The organism is Microcoleus sp. PH2017_08_TRC_O_A, assembly GCF_020738665.1.
Classification (GTDB): Bacteria; Cyanobacteriota; Cyanobacteriia; order Cyanobacteriales; family Microcoleaceae; genus Microcoleus.
The window spans coordinates 70989-86019 of the sequence record NZ_JAEQCE010000002.1 but is presented as its reverse complement, the minus strand read 5'-3'; the positions used below and the strand labels follow the sequence as shown (position 1 = coordinate 86019).

Genomic DNA, 15031 nt, shown 5'->3' with positions numbered 1-15031 from the left:
TAGACAAAAATCTACGCACAATCTCCCGGTCTCCGCAGTACCATAAACGGGTTAGCAGCCTCCACCTGATAACCAGGATACTGCGATCGTGCGATCGCCACCGCTGCAATCCACTCTGGATGGTCATCATTCCATAAAGGATGTCGAATCATTTTGATTGTCCGCCGTCGAGCATTCTGGTGAACGTAGCCAGTGAGAGTCCCAAACGGCACCGACGCACCATAACCCAAGCGTTGAAGTGCAGCAGGAATTGGGCCTTGGACTAAGTTGAGCCAAGGATTCTGAAAATTGCCCCAAGAAGAGTTGAGATCGATCGCGGACGCAGGATTAGACACCAATCGTGCCATATCTAAAGCCAGTCGCCAATCCAATAACCCGTGATAAGCAAGGTTTTGATAGTCCCGCAAACACAAATTGCAGGAAGTATCACATTCACTTCCATGTGCTTGAGGATTCATCCACTGACTGGCAATACTTCCTGGAATCGTTGGATCTGCCCGTTCCATCAGTAGTTGAAACTCATTCGGTTGGGCGAGAAACCGACAATAACCCGCCCCATTTTCTAACTGATCGCAAAGAAAAGCTTGACCTATAATCGCTCCATTTTGCTCTAGCGATCGAAAACCGGCCTGCAACTCAAGTGCATCCACATCAAGCAGAGAAGCAGCCGCTACCCGCAGCCAGAAGGCAAAAGAATACCAAGCAGCACGGCCTTCAACTGTAGTTGGATTGGCAAATATGCCATTAGGCCATTGCACGAGATTAACTAGCAGAATATCCGTTTTTCGACGAGACAATAACGCTACTCGGTAGGCCGATCCAGACGTACCGACCATGCTAGAGGGGTCAGGAGACACAGCATAAGCTCCGGGTTTCTGCCGTCCAAAAACAGTTGCCTGCTGAAAGTCGAATCCCCCCTCGCCACCATTATCATTAACCGAAATGATATTGTCATTGAATGCAGATACAGAAGCATTAAGGACAAATGCAGGCGTGCCATTATTTGCACGCCTGCCATCATTCGGAGGGATACTCAAAGAAGGTCGTGTTGATCGCGGTTGCCACTCAAATTGCCCATCAAAGTCCTCTGGTTGCAAGTCTGTAAAAAATGCCTTGGGTTCCCTGGCATCAATGCAACGCATCGCATCATTTACACCGCAAACTGGACATTGAGTTGTTGGCGATCGCTGACCGCCAGGGAGTGGTTCATTTAAGGTTATGTGCGGGTAGATTACCGCTTGACAGTTACTACAAAGTCCGAGAGATTGGTTGCCCTGAGTGAGTGCTGGGACTAAGCCTGGTGCGGTCGCAATTGTGTTGCCTTGAGGATATAACTCAACTACACCACAGGCAGTGTGAACAGCTTTATCTTTGACAGTTTGCGACCCTGGAGCAAATTGGCTAATAGCTACATCGAGGTTGCGATCAACTATTCCTGTTTCTGGTGGCCATTGAGCGCCAGGTGACGGCCAGCGTGTGTAAAGCAAACGCACTCGCGTTGGAAAACCAAACATCGGTAATAACCCTGCATTTGCCAAACGTTCGCTCAGTGCATCTTGCGTATATGTGGGTTCGTTGACAACATTTTGAATGTCATTTATCAAGTCTTGGCGGAGATAATCCAACATTTGAGAATTACTAGCATTCGGTAATGTTGTTTGCACCCGCAAAATATCTAAAACTGACAAAATTGCTGGCTCATTCGCTTGGTCATTCAACCAATTGGCGATTTCCGGTGCGTAATGAGTCCAATCAGTAACGGTGCCAAATTCACCATGTACGTTGTCAGTGCCATCAGATGTTAAACTAACTCCCATTGCTTCTAAATGCAATTTGGCAAGCGGGAAAGCTTGCCGCAAAACTTCTTTAGTGAGAACGCGCTGAAATATTTCTTCACTTTTCATCTCAACATAAGGCGGTGGCGGGGGGTCGCCTGTGATACTTTCAGGACGCTGGAAGTAAAAGTCATCGTGACTTCTGCCTCGACAGAAGGTAACAGCTAATGAAACTCCCGCAGAACGTCTGCCAGCACGACCTACCCGCTGTTGATAATTAAAGCGACGTGGTGGCATATTTGCCATCATTACTGCTAGCAATGCACCGATATCAACTCCCGCTTCCATTGTCGTTGTGACGCTCAGTAAATTAATTCCCTGAACCCGCCCAATTTCATTATCGATAAAGATGTCTTGGAACCAACGCTGGCGTTTAGTTCGCTCTTTTTTGTCAGTTTGACCTGTTAATTCCTCTGCATTCATGCGGAAGGGCTGACCTGATTGTTCTGAGAGATAGGTATAGTAATCAAAGTCAGTGGTTGTCTGTCCGGGTGTTAGATGAATTGTGGGAATATTGGGTTTGTCAAAACGGCGATCGCTGTTACATTCTGGGCAAACTCCAGCAGCAGGTTGAAGAAAGAAAGTATTGCATTGCAGACAACGGAATCCCGGACGCGAACCATCAGGGTTTGCCGGGGGTGGTAAAACAAGATAGAGCCGATCGGGATCGAGTGCAAGTCCTCCATTACTGGGTATGCCAACTTGCGACTGGATTAATTGTTGCTGGATGTCGGCTGGTGCTAAACCCGTTCTCGCAATATAACGTTGAGCAAAATTTGATAAATCCGAGTTATTTCCCAGGCGGAAATAAGGAAAATAGCGGTGCAATTTCCGAGTCCCTAATTGTCGGATAACTGCCTCAGTTGCTTGAATAAGAGTAGGCGTTGGGTTCCCTTGAGGTTGATAGCTAACCCAACCCTGTCCTAGTCCTTCAATTGTCCGAGCTATGTGTGGGAAAATAGCATACATCAATTCAGCGGTTAGCAAATCCTCTAACCGATTAATGTGATTGCTCTGTTGCGGTGTGGGAGAGACAATTGGTGTGACTGAATTGCTTCCCCAGTGATAACAATCAAACCAAGGTTGCCAATTTTGACCGCTTCCTTGTCCTAGTGAATATTTTAAAGCCCTAAAATCCGTCCCCCCCGGACAAATCCCGTATTCTAGTAGCTTATCTCTAACTGTTCGCCGCAAATCTAAAAGAAGAATTCGCCGTGGGAAGCGCTGGAGTAAATCGACCCATTGGTTGCGAGCCTGCGGGTTGAATGGGGGTGAATCCATCACCCAGCAAACAGCTTCATTTACTTGGGTAGAATAGGCATTGCCAAATCGGTTGCGCCTTTCCATATCGTCTGGGCGACTGGGTGATGTTACCGCAGCGTTAAGATTAGGATTTAAAGCCTGCAATCTAGCCAGTGCTGCTTGGTTATTCGCACAAGTGATGCGGAGAAAGGCTACCAGGTCATTCCAGTAATCTTGGAAAGATTGAATCAACAACATCCGAGCCATATCGCGATAATGATCTCGCTCCATTCCGGCTGCCAACTTCGCAGCATCCTGGCGGCTATCGGAGAAGATAACTAGCTTGCGAGATGAGCTACTCTGCTGTTGAGATAAGCTGGGTGGTGCTGGCATTTCTCTAAGCAAACCACTGGCAAGTACCTGACAAGCTTTCTGAAATCCGGTTCGGTGGAAACGCAGGGGAGTAGGAAATTTGTCTCGTCTTCCGTAGTCAGCATCACAGCGAGGACATTTACTTGGCAATGCTCGTTCTTCTGGATGATTGCCAGCAACGTGATATAGCCACCCTGGTATTTCTTCATCGACTTGTGGTTGAGTGCTATTCTGCGTAAGTGCGCCTGTAGTCCGATTTAACTTGGCACGAACCCATCGGCGTTTTATTTTGTCAAGCGTCCATTCTGGGTCTTGTGGCTGCGTATCCCAAACAGGTGTCTCTCCAGGCAAAGGCCAAAAAACTCTATAATTTCCGTAGCGTTGATTGAGAGTAATACGGTCAGGGATTCCCTCTAAATCTGGTTGATCTGGTGTAAGAATTTCTACATTTGTGTTTCCTATTCGTTGAGTAGTTTTGTTGTAGCCGCCAAGAAAAACCTCTCCACACACTTCACAAATAATTAAGTCCAAAACACGAGAACCACAGGAGCAGCTAAGGCGATGAGTGGCATGAATTGCCCCAACAGTCGGAGTATTCGGAGCGTTCTGCCTGATATGGCGATCAACTGCTGAATCGGTACAGTTAGGATTACAGCAAGCCCATAAGTTTTGCAAATTGTGGAAAAATAAATGACCGCGCACGGGTTGGGGCGATCGCCCCGTACTCACTCGTTGAGACATTCCCAATCCTAGAAGTAGCCCCCGCATCGCATCAGATACCAACCCATTACTCGCAGCACCAGAGAAAATTTGACGGTCTAAATCTGTTGGATTATTTGAGTTATTTGGGTCTATAACTTTCGTAGCCCTCACTGTAGGGTTAGGATTACTTGGATTAAGCAGACGATCGACTTCGCGGCAAGCATCCCTCAGTACATCTGCTGCGCCTAAAGTAGCCAGTGCTTCGCCAAGATGTTGTGGAGCACTTAGTCCAGATGCCGCCGGTTGTCCCAGTTGCATAACCAAATTAGACATAGCATTCCGCACCTGATTAGATACTGGATCTGGCGGTTGCATTTCCTGCAACGGGTCAGCTTGTACTGACTGAGCAAACTGGGCAAAAGCATTTTGATAGGTCGAAAAATTGAATCTTGCCCCTGGTGTTGGTGGGGTTTGTTGCCCTGTGATGAAGGCAAAATTATCGCGTCCAAAAAACTCACGCAAAAAGTCTCTACCTTGCTGATTTCGATCGAGACTTGCCGTTGTTGTCAAAATCCGTAGTTGTGGCGAGTCGGGTGTCAATCCCAAACGCGAATACAACAATCGCAGAATATAAGCAACCTCTGTCCCCGGCGTACCGCGATAAGCATGAAGTTCATCAATAATTAGGAAAAATTGGTTTTCTGGGTCGCTTGCCAGCCAGTTACGAGTTTCATCAAAGATATTGTTTTCGATACTCCGCATCATCATAATGTTGAGCATCGAGTAATTAGTAATCAGAATATCCGGCGGACTATCTTGCATATCCCACCGAGACCACATTTCACCGCCATCAAGTCGCGGGAAGTAGTAAGGCAAATCGGGCATATCCTGAAGCAGAGAAGGATTATTTTGAATTGCTATCTCTACCTGTTGCCGCTGCTGTTCAATTTCTCTTAATTCGTTCCTCAGTCGTTTGATGCTATCGTCTTTTTGGATTCCTGAAACAGGCGTTTGTCCGGTATAACGACCAAAAGTAATTCGGTTTCTGCCACGTTCTCGATCTAACCACTGATGTACTGACGGTGCTTCCAGTGCTTTTCTCAGCCGACGCAATTGGTCTTCAACTAGCGCATTAAGAGGATAGAGAATCAAGGCACGGAGAGCTTTTGGTCGGGGTGTATGCGCCAATTGAGATACGCGATCGACCTTAGAATTTACATCTTTATCCCACCAACGATGATTTGATGGCGGTTGGGGATTAGCCTCCCAAGTTTGGGATTCCCTTGCTAATTGTGCGAAAAGCGGTAAGAGGAAACATTCGGTTTTACCGGAACCCGTACCAGTAGTCACGACTAAATCTCGTTGGTTAACCAGCACTTCCCGCAGGCTTTCCCACTGGTGTTGATAAAGCTGGACTCCCGGATCGAAAATCATTTGCCCAAGTTGTGCCAAGTTGTGGTATTCGGAGGGCAGTTGATTGGCTGCGGCTGACAAATTCATCCCCGATGATGGATAAATCGGGACAGGCTCAACTAAAGGAGGCTGACTCAAGATGCCTGGTTGCTGTAGGAGGCGATCACGTTCATCAGCCAAAGCGCGGTAACGCAGGGGAAAGGCACTTTTGATATATAGCTGATAAATGCGATCGAGTCTTTGATACGCCCCAACTAAGTCATGCACTGGCAGGCACCTCTGAGCACTTTACATTAAGTTTATCAGTTATCAGAGAAATTACTTCGATCGGCACGTTCTCGTAGAGCAACCAGGAATTTTGATAAGTCGGGAGTTGTCCAGATGCCAGCACTAGAGCACGTTCGTAAATTTCAGGCCAACGCTGGGAGATAGGTATTGCTAAACGCCAGTTAGCGCGATCGTAATGTGCAACGCATTCAAAGCCACTGTGCTGCAACGCCAGAAATCGCAAGCCGTACCAGTCTCCTTGTAGCCAGATCGCGCTTTCTTGGTCATAAAAGAGTGTATAGTGGGGGCGATCGCGATAGCTCTCCTCCCTCATCCACATCTGGTACATACCTGTTTGATTGGGAGAGATGCAGCTAACAAAATCATTACTATTAAAGCGCTTCCATTCGTATAAACTCGGCACAATTCCCTGCAAGCTTCTGAGACTCTGCTTCCAAGTAGCAAGATTGGGTAAAATTTCAGCAAGTCGGCTTGATACTTCCCCAGCGTAAATGATAGAAAACTCGCTGGTCTGGCTTGTAATTATATTAAAGTCACTCACATTCAGACGAATACAAGGCGGTGCGTCTCCTCTTGGTTGGTGACTGGGAATTATATCTGTATATTTTTCCAACTGCTTCAGCAACTTGATGCTGCGTTGACCGCAAAGAAGAAATTCTGGAGAGTGCGATTTAATTTTAACGATAGCTGTAGGAGCAATAGACCATCGCGCACCGTCTGAAGAACACTCAATATGCCCAAGCAACCTAAGCCTCCGTAAAATGCGTTTTGGTTCCTGAAGTTTCAGAGCATCGCAGGCTTTTTTGAAAGATTCCCACGTTCCGCAACCAAGGGCAGATAGCCAGTAGAGGAGGTGTTCGTAACGGTCGGAAAGTGCCTCAATATCGACGAGTGACGATTGATTGATAGGCGATGAGGCGATCGCGTCAAATGGGTTGTCATAGGTGACTTTCTCTACAGGCTGATAAGGAATGGGGTTAGTGTAATCTTTAACATCATGGGCAGCGCCAACCATAGGTTTTATCTGTTCATAGGTAAAGCTCTTATTGCCGGGAACTGCGGAAATTTTAAAACACGGAAACTTGAGCAAACTTGAGTTGATGATTTCTGGAGGTATTTCTCCTAATGTGCTACTTTCGATTGCGAGAAAAAAATAAAAGTTTTTTCTCGATTTTACTCCTTTTTCCAGCCGCAAAAGTGGCACATATTGACTGATATTTTGTTTTTGTATTTGCTTGGAAACTTGCTCGATAAGTTCTTTAGGGTTCCCCTTGTATGAAAATCCTATGTACCAACGTTGAATTTTAGCCATTTTACCTCTGAATCTATTTAACTTTATTAAGTCCAGGACTAAATTCAATTACTGAATGACGCTGCCACAAATATTATGCCGTGAACCGATAGGCATCAATTCACGGCTTGAAGGTTCTTCTATTGACAGACAACTCCAATCAACAATTCTGACAAAGCGCTCGCTCGATTCACCTCCACAAGTAGCTTTTACGAGGTAGTCACCTGTACTAGGAAAGTTAACTAAAATGGGAATATTTGTACTTTGCTGCAACTTTTCCAAAATTTTGGAATCATCCGATAATCGAGTTACCTGTAAATCAACTGTGGGGTGGAAGCCAAAAACAGTTACTTGAGGGCTATGTCCCTCTAGCCATGCACCCAGTTGGGGTACGCGCAAACCACCTGAAAAGCTGATAGATAAACGGACACTGGGTTGCAAAGCATCTTTAAGCTCTTGATTTTTGATAAACACTCCCTCCCAAGCCTGGGAAATAACCATGCACAGGTGAATTTCAATCCAACTAGAATTTTCAAATACTGGTTGTGGTTCAGCGTTCCATTTTAATAACTGCTCATCTTGTAAACGTTGGATGTCTGAGAGCAGTTCTTGTTTGCAAAGTAGGATAAATGGCGTACCGAGGGATGGCGTTCCCCAAGATGCGTAGGCTCCTGAATCTGGATTATCGGGATCGGGAATTAATATCCAAAAGTCACGATCGGGCAAAATCAGGGAATCCAAGTCTGTATGGCAAGTAATTTGATATCTTGCACCGCGATCCAATTCATTTACATTGATTGGATAATCTAGAGGGAAATACCATCCAGGGCGTTCCTTCCGAAGCTGCTGAACATTATTTCTGTACTGAACTTGTACCGATTCTAATTGTCGTCCTTTGAGCTGTTTCGGGTAGAGATAGTAATCAACTTGACCAAAAAATAGGTCTTCAGTGCGATACAAACCCGCAAAAAGGTGACGGCTCCAAGTGCGTACCCCTTGTTTGAGAGTTACTGGTTTTCCCTCATTTTGCCACTGTTCGTAAACTTCGTAAATTGCTTCGGCAACGGCTTCATAGCGCTGCCTGTTGTCAGTCAGTAACTCTTTTAAGTGTTGGCAAAGCCTCGGTGTCTCGCGGCGGACATGAGTAAATAAAGTTTGGGCATCCCATTGGGATGTCCATTGCTTTTCGTTAAATAGGTCTAGAAGTCGGTCTTTATCAGCGTGGCGCAGAAGAGATTGCGAAATAGGATAATTTATATAGGTAGTTGGGCCACCACGACCCCGATCTGCTGAAGGTAAAAATCCCTGTTGCCTTAGCCAAAGATTCCACTCTTTCCATAGCGGTTCTTCAGCAGCGGAACCAGATTCCATGCCCGGTGGACGACGAGCGTCGGACAGACCAAAAATTTCCTGCAATCGCCGGAAGTAGTTTAGTTCTGATATTTTTTCTTCCTCAGCCATCTGATAGGCGGCTAGGACTGTGGCACTCAGAAAGGCAATACTTTTGGGTAAACCGTCAGAATCACACCCTCGCAAGTTGCCCAAATTAACTTGTCGGTCAACAATAACTTTTTTTCTTACGGCAATCAGAAAGTCATCGCGACTGTTGTCGGCGACGGCTTCCCTTCCGAATTCTCGGCCAATGCGATCGAGTACATCGTCGTCAACGCTCAGGTAGAGTTTAGTACCGCGCGGTACGCCACTGGTGAAGTAAGACACTAATGCCCGGTTCCAATCTCTGTAGCTTGCCATTATTGCTGTTTTCGATCGCTTTTCGCTTCTTTAGCTTACCATCTGAGCCGTTTGTTAAAATTATCCCTGGTTTGTGCGACTATTGGTAGCTAATGAGATCGAGCCAGTCTTTGTGCCGTTCAAATGTGCCGTTATAATCATTTTTTGTGGCAGATAATGTACGGTATAAAAGTATAATTTATAGCTTTATTGCTTGATAAAAACATGAATACATTTTACGATCGCACTCTACGAGCAATCGCCAGTTTCAAAGGCATAGACTTCTTAAAGAAGGCTATACAGATTTCTTTGACAAGCGGAAACTATAGACTTTCAACGTTCAGGTAGTCCAATTTTAGGAATCGAGAGCAAGCTGCGTCTGCGACTCTCAATTTGAATCGGATAAGGCATCAATGAAGCCAGGAATTCCATACTAACTTATTTTTGACTCTGCAACAAATATACCAGAATTTTTTGAGTCAGGTATTCTGCCGATACACGTAGGGCTTTTGACGGGGGTGACAACCCGTCAAAAGCCCTACTTCATCCACCAGATTGCAAAGGTTCGCTCCCGGACGGCGAGGACTCACGAAATAAGAGCCAAATCGATCGATATTTTGGGCCGTTAAAGGCGTAAAATTTAGTATTTATAATGCCACTTTGAAAGAGTAAATGCTCGACTTACTCCCAGAGCAACAGCCCTCAACCTTGAATTTGCCCTATCCGGTACCCCTGACTCAGCATCCAGCAGCAGTGTACCTCGACAGTTTGGGGAGCGAACGGTCAAAGGCAACCATGAGAGAAGGACTCAATATCATGGCCCGAATGCTGACGAGCTCTGAGTGTGACGCAATGACTTTGAATTGGGCGGCATTGCGCTACAAACATACTGCGGCTCTACGCTCAGCCCTTGAGAAAAAGTACGCCCCCGCGACGGTGAACCAAATGCTGTGCGCCCTGCGGCGGGTGTTAAAGGAAGCTCTGCGGTTGGATTTAATCGACCCAATAGATTACAGTAAGGCGGTGGATGTCAGGAGTATCAAGCAATCGGGAAAAGTTAGGGGGCGGGCGCTAACGCTCTCTGAGATTGCTGCATTGATGCAAAGCTGCTCTGGTAAGACTCCTATTGATGTTAGGGATAAGGCGCTGATTGCTATCTTGCGAGGGGGTGGCATCCGTCGCGGTGAGGCGGTTAATCTGTTGAGGCGAGATTTTAACTTATCCACGGGAGCGCTGTTCGTCCGAGAGGGCAAGGGCAAGAAAGACAGGACGGTTTATCTCCCGGAGTCTGCTTGCGTTTTGGTGTCCGAGTGGCTGGAGTTGAGGGGAGAGGCTCCGGGCCCTCTGTTGTACCCGATTCGGAAAGGGGGAGAAATTCAGCGCCGGCGCATGACGGAGGATGGTGTGTTGAAGATTGTGCAGCGGCGGGCGTTCCTCGCTGGGGTGGAGTCTTTTAGTCCCCACGACTTCCGGCGCACGTTTTGCTCGGACCTCCTCGATGCTGGGGTGGATATTGTTACGGTGCAAAAGTTGGCGGGTCATGCTTCTCCGGTAACTACGGCAAAGTATGACAGGCGTGGGGAGGAAACTAAGCGGCAGGCCGTGCAGCATTTGAAGTTTTAGCGCTTTGTGACGTTCTCTCCCGTTAAGTGCTGACGCACTACAAAACAATACGGTTTACTTAACGTTTTTGACGAATTTCTTTTCACGAGTTTATAGGCAATACAGGCATTCTTCGCCAGTCAGATTGTTCTTAAGTTAACCGTATTGCACTATAAAAGGTGGACAAGACTGACATCTAGGACTCTGATGAAACTTATAGCTCCTTTATCAATAGCCTCTGCTAATTCTGGGTTGAAGCTACAGAATAATTGGCTGTTGTCAGGTTTTTCGTAAGCTACTTGAACAACATAATACCAGTTTAAAAAGATCGTGCAACAGTAGTGGCAGTAGGTTGAGCGATATGAAGTTTAATCCAATAGGGAACCAAGCTTGACTTGGTAGTTCGTTCCAAGCAACAAATAAAGTATTCAACGGAGTTCCGACCGCAGTAAAAGCAGCCGACGCTGGTTAATTTATAATATCTGTTGGGCAAAGGCAATCGCCGCCTCTGAAATGCGTTCCCTTGGAAATTGTCTATAACTTTCGCCACCGCGCATCCACTCCCCGTCCCACACATTTAATCCTTCCCTCATCCCGTTCTTGACGCAAAATGCGACGAATTAAATCTACAGAAACCACCGGACAACGCTGCTGTAACTCTCGCATCGAAAAATCCCAAGGCAAACTCTCAATTGCCTGTAAAACCATTGCCGTTTTCGTTCCTTTTGCTCCTCCAATCACCCCAACCCGCTGCTCAAATTCTCGATAAGATCCTAGTAACATTACGCCTAAAAAATACTCAGACCAAGGTAACAAGCTATGCTTACCCTCATGCCAATTTTGAGAAGATTGGTATAAAGCATCATAATAACTTTCTTTCGTGTGCTCCACAATTTGTTCTAAACTAATAAACTGCCCTACTTCATAACCCGCTTGATACAACAATAATAGGGTCAGCAATCTTGCCATTCGTCCGTTACCATCCAGAAATGGATGAATGCACAAAAAATCGAGAACATAGCTAGCAATCAGCAACAATGGTTCAATCTCACCTTCACTGGAAAATAGATTAAATTTCTCATGCAACTCTTCCATAGCCTGAGATGTGGCATAGGCGGCAACAGGAGTAAATCGCACTATTTGTCTACCATCAGTTGTGGTTGCCGTAATTAGATTTTCTGTTGTTTTCCAACAGCCACCTAAACCGACGCTAAATTGATATAAATCGCGATGAAACTGCAAAACAATATTCGGAGTAAACGGAATATAACCATAGCTAGCGTGAATTGTATTCAGTACATTCCGATAGCCTGCGATTTCCTGTTCCGAACGATCCCTTGGTGCTGTGCGTTCCGTTACTAATTTGCGAATTCGCGCCAGAGGAACGGTAATTCCTTCAATGCGGTTAGAAGATTCGGTACTTTGAATAATCGCAGTTTGCCGCAAAGTTTCTAGCACTTGTGGCGCTTGTTGCTTGTATAATTCCTGCTTGCCTTTGTACTCCCCAATTAAGCGAATCGTTTGTAGCAGTTTTTGGGTAATCGGTTGCTGGGTTAAAAAGGTCTGTTCAAAAGATTTCATTGATTAAAAGCACCACTGTAATAGCCATTGAGCCACTTAGGTCTATTATATAAGTATTTTTAATATAGGTACTACCCTGGTCACAGTACCTATATTAAAGGTATTGTACCCGATCCATCTGTATAGATGCGTGTTTAAAAAGGCGCGGCGCGTGTTTAAAAAGGCGCGGTGCGTGTTTAAAAGGCGCGGTGCGTGTTTAAAAGGCGCGGTGCGTGTTTAAAAGGCGCGGTGCGTGTTTAAAAGGCGCGGTGCGTGTTTAAAAAGGCGCGGTGCGTGTTTTCTCGCTATGAAACAACATAAGCTGTAACGCGCACGCTGACTGGGGGGTTGGTGCGGTTGCCAATCATGGCGGCTAGGGTGGACAGGTTTTGGTGTTGGGGGTGCAAACCTGTTATTTGACCGTCATCTTCAACGCCGAGGTAAATGAAGCCGCCGTCGGTATTGGCAAGGCAGAGGACGGTTTCAATCAGGTCTTTGTCTGGCCGGCGAGTGCGATCGCTTTTAAACTCGACGGTGAGGGATTCTTGTTCGGGAATCGTGCGATTCATTTAACAATATAAAATAGGGGCGACCAGACGGCATTTACAATCTTACGGCAAATTAGTAGATAATTCTCAAATCGTCGTAAAAGCGGAATACTACTTTTTTACTTTTCTTGGCAAAATCTCGTCAAATTAGCATCTGTTTCTGCATCTAAAACAACAGCAGAATGGTAGCGAGTCTGCGGAGTTTTAGCTAGTTCGGTATTTAATTCCTTTAAGAAGGTAGAATTGGAAAGTGATTTAGTAGTTATAGCAATTGAACAACTTGATTAAAAGCGCTTCGCGCTGGAGCGAAAACCACCAGTTACGAATTGGAAGTGGCTCAGGTGGGACAACCCCAGAACAAGGAGTCAAAAGCTATGTTAGGAGAAATTTTTTCTGACGAAATCGTAGTATTGCAAGAAGAAATCCGCATCAAAGAAGCGCAGGTATCGTCGCTGCAAGGAGCAGAACTTAGCGTTATCGATGCGATGGCTGCATTGAGTTCCGCCATCGCCACAGCAACCGAAATAGCACCACTGGCGATCGAGAAATTGAAAAAGTCGGTAATGTCCTTGTGGGACAATGACCCTAACGACAGAGCCCCTGACGATGGCAACCAAGACAGCAACAGCCATCCCGAAAACAGTGGCAACGGCAACCAAGACAGTGACAGCCATCCCGAAAACAACGGCAACAGCAACCAAGACAGCAACAGCCATCCCGAAAACAGTGGCAACAGCAACCAAGACAGCAACAGCCATCCCGAAAACAGTGGCAACACGGAAAACAGCTTCTTGACAGAAAAACAAGCAAACTTAACTTACTGTGGCGACAACCGAATCGGTCAAGTGTATTCTTCTGACGGAGAGATACAATTTTCTTACCTGAGAGGGAATAATAAAGCAAAACTTGAATCATGGGGCAGATACTTGATTAGAGAAAAATATGCTGCTGGATTCCAATTACGCGCACCAAATTGCGTTACAGCCTGCAAGCACGAAATCAAAATCTGGGGGTTAAAAAACATCCAAATACTGTACTTGATCAATCTGAACAAACAGCCTCCATCCCCTGACTTTGCAGAAATAAATCCAAGTACGCTTACCTTTCCCAAACAGTACGAAGTGCGCAGGAACACAAAAGCTGTATTTGCAACTTCTGACTATCAAGAAGCTCTCGATTTTTACAAAAGCGAAATCAAAAACCCAATAACCGTTACGGCTACTCTAGTAGACCCGGAATACCGAGTATTAGAGCAGTTCCACGTTGGTGTCATAACCAATACAAATCGAGTTATTTTGCTTGCCTAAAAATCTGCTTATAACTGCATTTTTTGGCATTTGTACGGAAAACCTACGGCACGAATCCTGACAATTTACAGCCGGGTTTTCTGTACAAATACTATTTAAGCGCTCCGCGCAGAAATTCTCGAACTATAAAAATAGATCAGAATTTCCATGCAACTAATCCATCTTAATTGGGAAAGCCTCAGCATCTTAGATAAAGAAGAGTCTTTCAAGTTAGAATATTCGGATTTTGAAAAAAGACACAACCCGCACCGATACGTAACAATGTGCAAAAGCGAAGCAGGTCAAATGCACCTTTTAATGAAACAAATTCCCTTGAATGTTCCAGTGCAAAAGATACTAGAAAATTATCCTAAACTTGCTAACTGTATAAAGCTGATACAGTTACAAATCCAGGAAATATTTCGCCTGAATACATCGCAACAAGTACACCAAGATTATACGGTGCAATTACTCTGGGAAAACTGTCTAATTTGGTCGGAAATAGACCTCATAGTTATCAACCCAGAAAAATCTCAATTTCGCTGTATTAACTGGACTTGGAACGAAGGAAATGTTCCAACAGAAGCGACCATACAGCAGCACTGGAAAACACAACTACCTCTCTTTCTTCTAACAAAAAGCTACAATTTAGCACCAGAAAGTCTCAGTTTTACTAACTGGTTTGTGAACGGTTGCAGCAATACAAGTGTAGAGTACAACTTTGACTACAACACTGCACAGTTTAATTCGTTCTTTGAACGCCTGCACAAAACGCTGCAAAAGCTATCAACAACGCAGCCAGAAATAAAGAATCCAAACGAATACTATTTGCGACTGGCTGAGGAAGCTCCAGAAGTTGAAATTTAACTGGGAATTACGCTATGGCCTCTGCACAAAGGTATTTTGTAGGGCAATTGCTCGTAAAAATATCTTTGTGCGATCGTTCATGATAGGTGTTAGTGGCAAGGGCGATCGGTGGAATTCCGGCAGAGCTTTAATAGTATATGTAGGACTTACGCAAAAAACCCAGTTTCTGAAATTGCTGGAAGAAAGCGCTAGTTACCATTTAAACAAACGGGAGCCAAAATTAGAGTTAGTTAGGTAAGGTCGTTTTTAGGCAACAGCAAAATCTGTCAAAGGGCGATCGTCTGGATGATGAAA

At 45.4% G+C, this 15031-nt stretch carries 8 protein-coding genes; 3 read left to right on the top strand and 5 right to left on the bottom strand.

The window, feature by feature from the left end; translation table 11 throughout:
- Positions 1-11 precede the first annotated feature (11 nt).
- Genes JGK22_RS01205 through JGK22_RS01195 form a run of 3 tightly spaced genes read right to left on the bottom strand, consistent with a single transcriptional unit; the run spans position 12 to position 8895 of the window.
- The gene (locus tag JGK22_RS01205) at positions 12-5831 is read right to left on the bottom strand and encodes a DEAD/DEAH box helicase (protein ID WP_293204137.1); all 5820 of its coding nucleotides are present in this window, start codon (positions 5829-5831) and stop codon (positions 12-14) included.
- Positions 5824-7164 (bottom strand): hypothetical protein, encoded by a 1341-nt coding sequence (locus JGK22_RS01200; RefSeq protein ID WP_293204138.1) that lies wholly within the window; start codon positions 7162-7164, stop codon positions 5824-5826. The genes JGK22_RS01205 and JGK22_RS01200 overlap by 8 nt, the downstream gene beginning before the upstream one ends.
- 48 nt (positions 7165-7212) lie before the next feature.
- Entirely contained in the window at positions 7213-8895 is a 1683-nt protein-coding gene (locus tag JGK22_RS01195; RefSeq protein WP_293204140.1) for a hypothetical protein, read from the bottom strand.
- 651 nt (positions 8896-9546) lie between these two features.
- On the opposite strand from JGK22_RS01195, the gene JGK22_RS01190 reads away from it, so the two are divergent.
- Complete coding sequence (locus JGK22_RS01190) at positions 9547-10497, top strand: tyrosine-type recombinase/integrase (protein ID WP_293204142.1); 951 nt, start codon at positions 9547-9549, stop codon at positions 10495-10497.
- 513 nt (positions 10498-11010) lie between these two features.
- Here the strand turns inward: JGK22_RS01190 and JGK22_RS01185 are convergent.
- Positions 11011-12057, bottom strand: a complete 1047-nt coding sequence (locus JGK22_RS01185; RefSeq protein ID WP_293204144.1) for a Fic family protein — start codon at positions 12055-12057, stop codon at positions 11011-11013.
- Between the two features lie 284 nt (positions 12058-12341).
- A complete protein-coding gene (locus JGK22_RS01180; protein ID WP_293204146.1) occupies positions 12342-12605 on the bottom strand; it encodes an ATP-binding protein in 264 nt (87 codons plus the stop codon).
- Positions 12606-12958: 353 nt separating this feature from the next.
- On the opposite strand from JGK22_RS01180, the gene JGK22_RS01175 reads away from it, so the two are divergent.
- Both JGK22_RS01175 and JGK22_RS01170 read left to right on the top strand, forming a co-directional pair.
- Positions 12959-13891, top strand: a complete 933-nt coding sequence (locus tag JGK22_RS01175; protein ID WP_293204148.1) for a hypothetical protein — start codon at positions 12959-12961, stop codon at positions 13889-13891.
- A 147-nt stretch (positions 13892-14038) separates the two neighbouring features.
- On the top strand, positions 14039-14737 hold the full coding sequence (locus JGK22_RS01170) for a hypothetical protein (RefSeq protein ID WP_293204150.1): 699 nt from the start codon (positions 14039-14041) through the stop codon (positions 14735-14737).
- The last annotated feature ends 294 nt before the right edge of the window (positions 14738-15031 follow it).

What these genes read in the sequence shown, in the direction of transcription:
- JGK22_RS01200 (WP_293204138.1), bottom strand. Translation starts at nt 7,164, where the DNA reads ATGGCTAAAATTCAACGTTGGTACATAGGATTTTCATACAAGGGGAAC.
- JGK22_RS01195 (WP_293204140.1), bottom strand. Translation starts at nt 8,895, where the DNA reads ATGGCAAGCTACAGAGATTGGAACCGGGCATTAGTGTCTTACTTCACC.
- JGK22_RS01190 (WP_293204142.1), top strand. Translation starts at nt 9,547, where the DNA reads ATGCTCGACTTACTCCCAGAGCAACAGCCCTCAACCTTGAATTTGCCC.
- JGK22_RS01185 (WP_293204144.1), bottom strand. Translation starts at nt 12,057, where the DNA reads ATGAAATCTTTTGAACAGACCTTTTTAACCCAGCAACCGATTACCCAA.
- JGK22_RS01180 (WP_293204146.1), bottom strand. Translation starts at nt 12,605, where the DNA reads ATGAATCGCACGATTCCCGAACAAGAATCCCTCACCGTCGAGTTTAAA.
- JGK22_RS01175 (WP_293204148.1), top strand. Translation starts at nt 12,959, where the DNA reads ATGTTAGGAGAAATTTTTTCTGACGAAATCGTAGTATTGCAAGAAGAA.
- JGK22_RS01170 (WP_293204150.1), top strand. Translation starts at nt 14,039, where the DNA reads ATGCAACTAATCCATCTTAATTGGGAAAGCCTCAGCATCTTAGATAAA.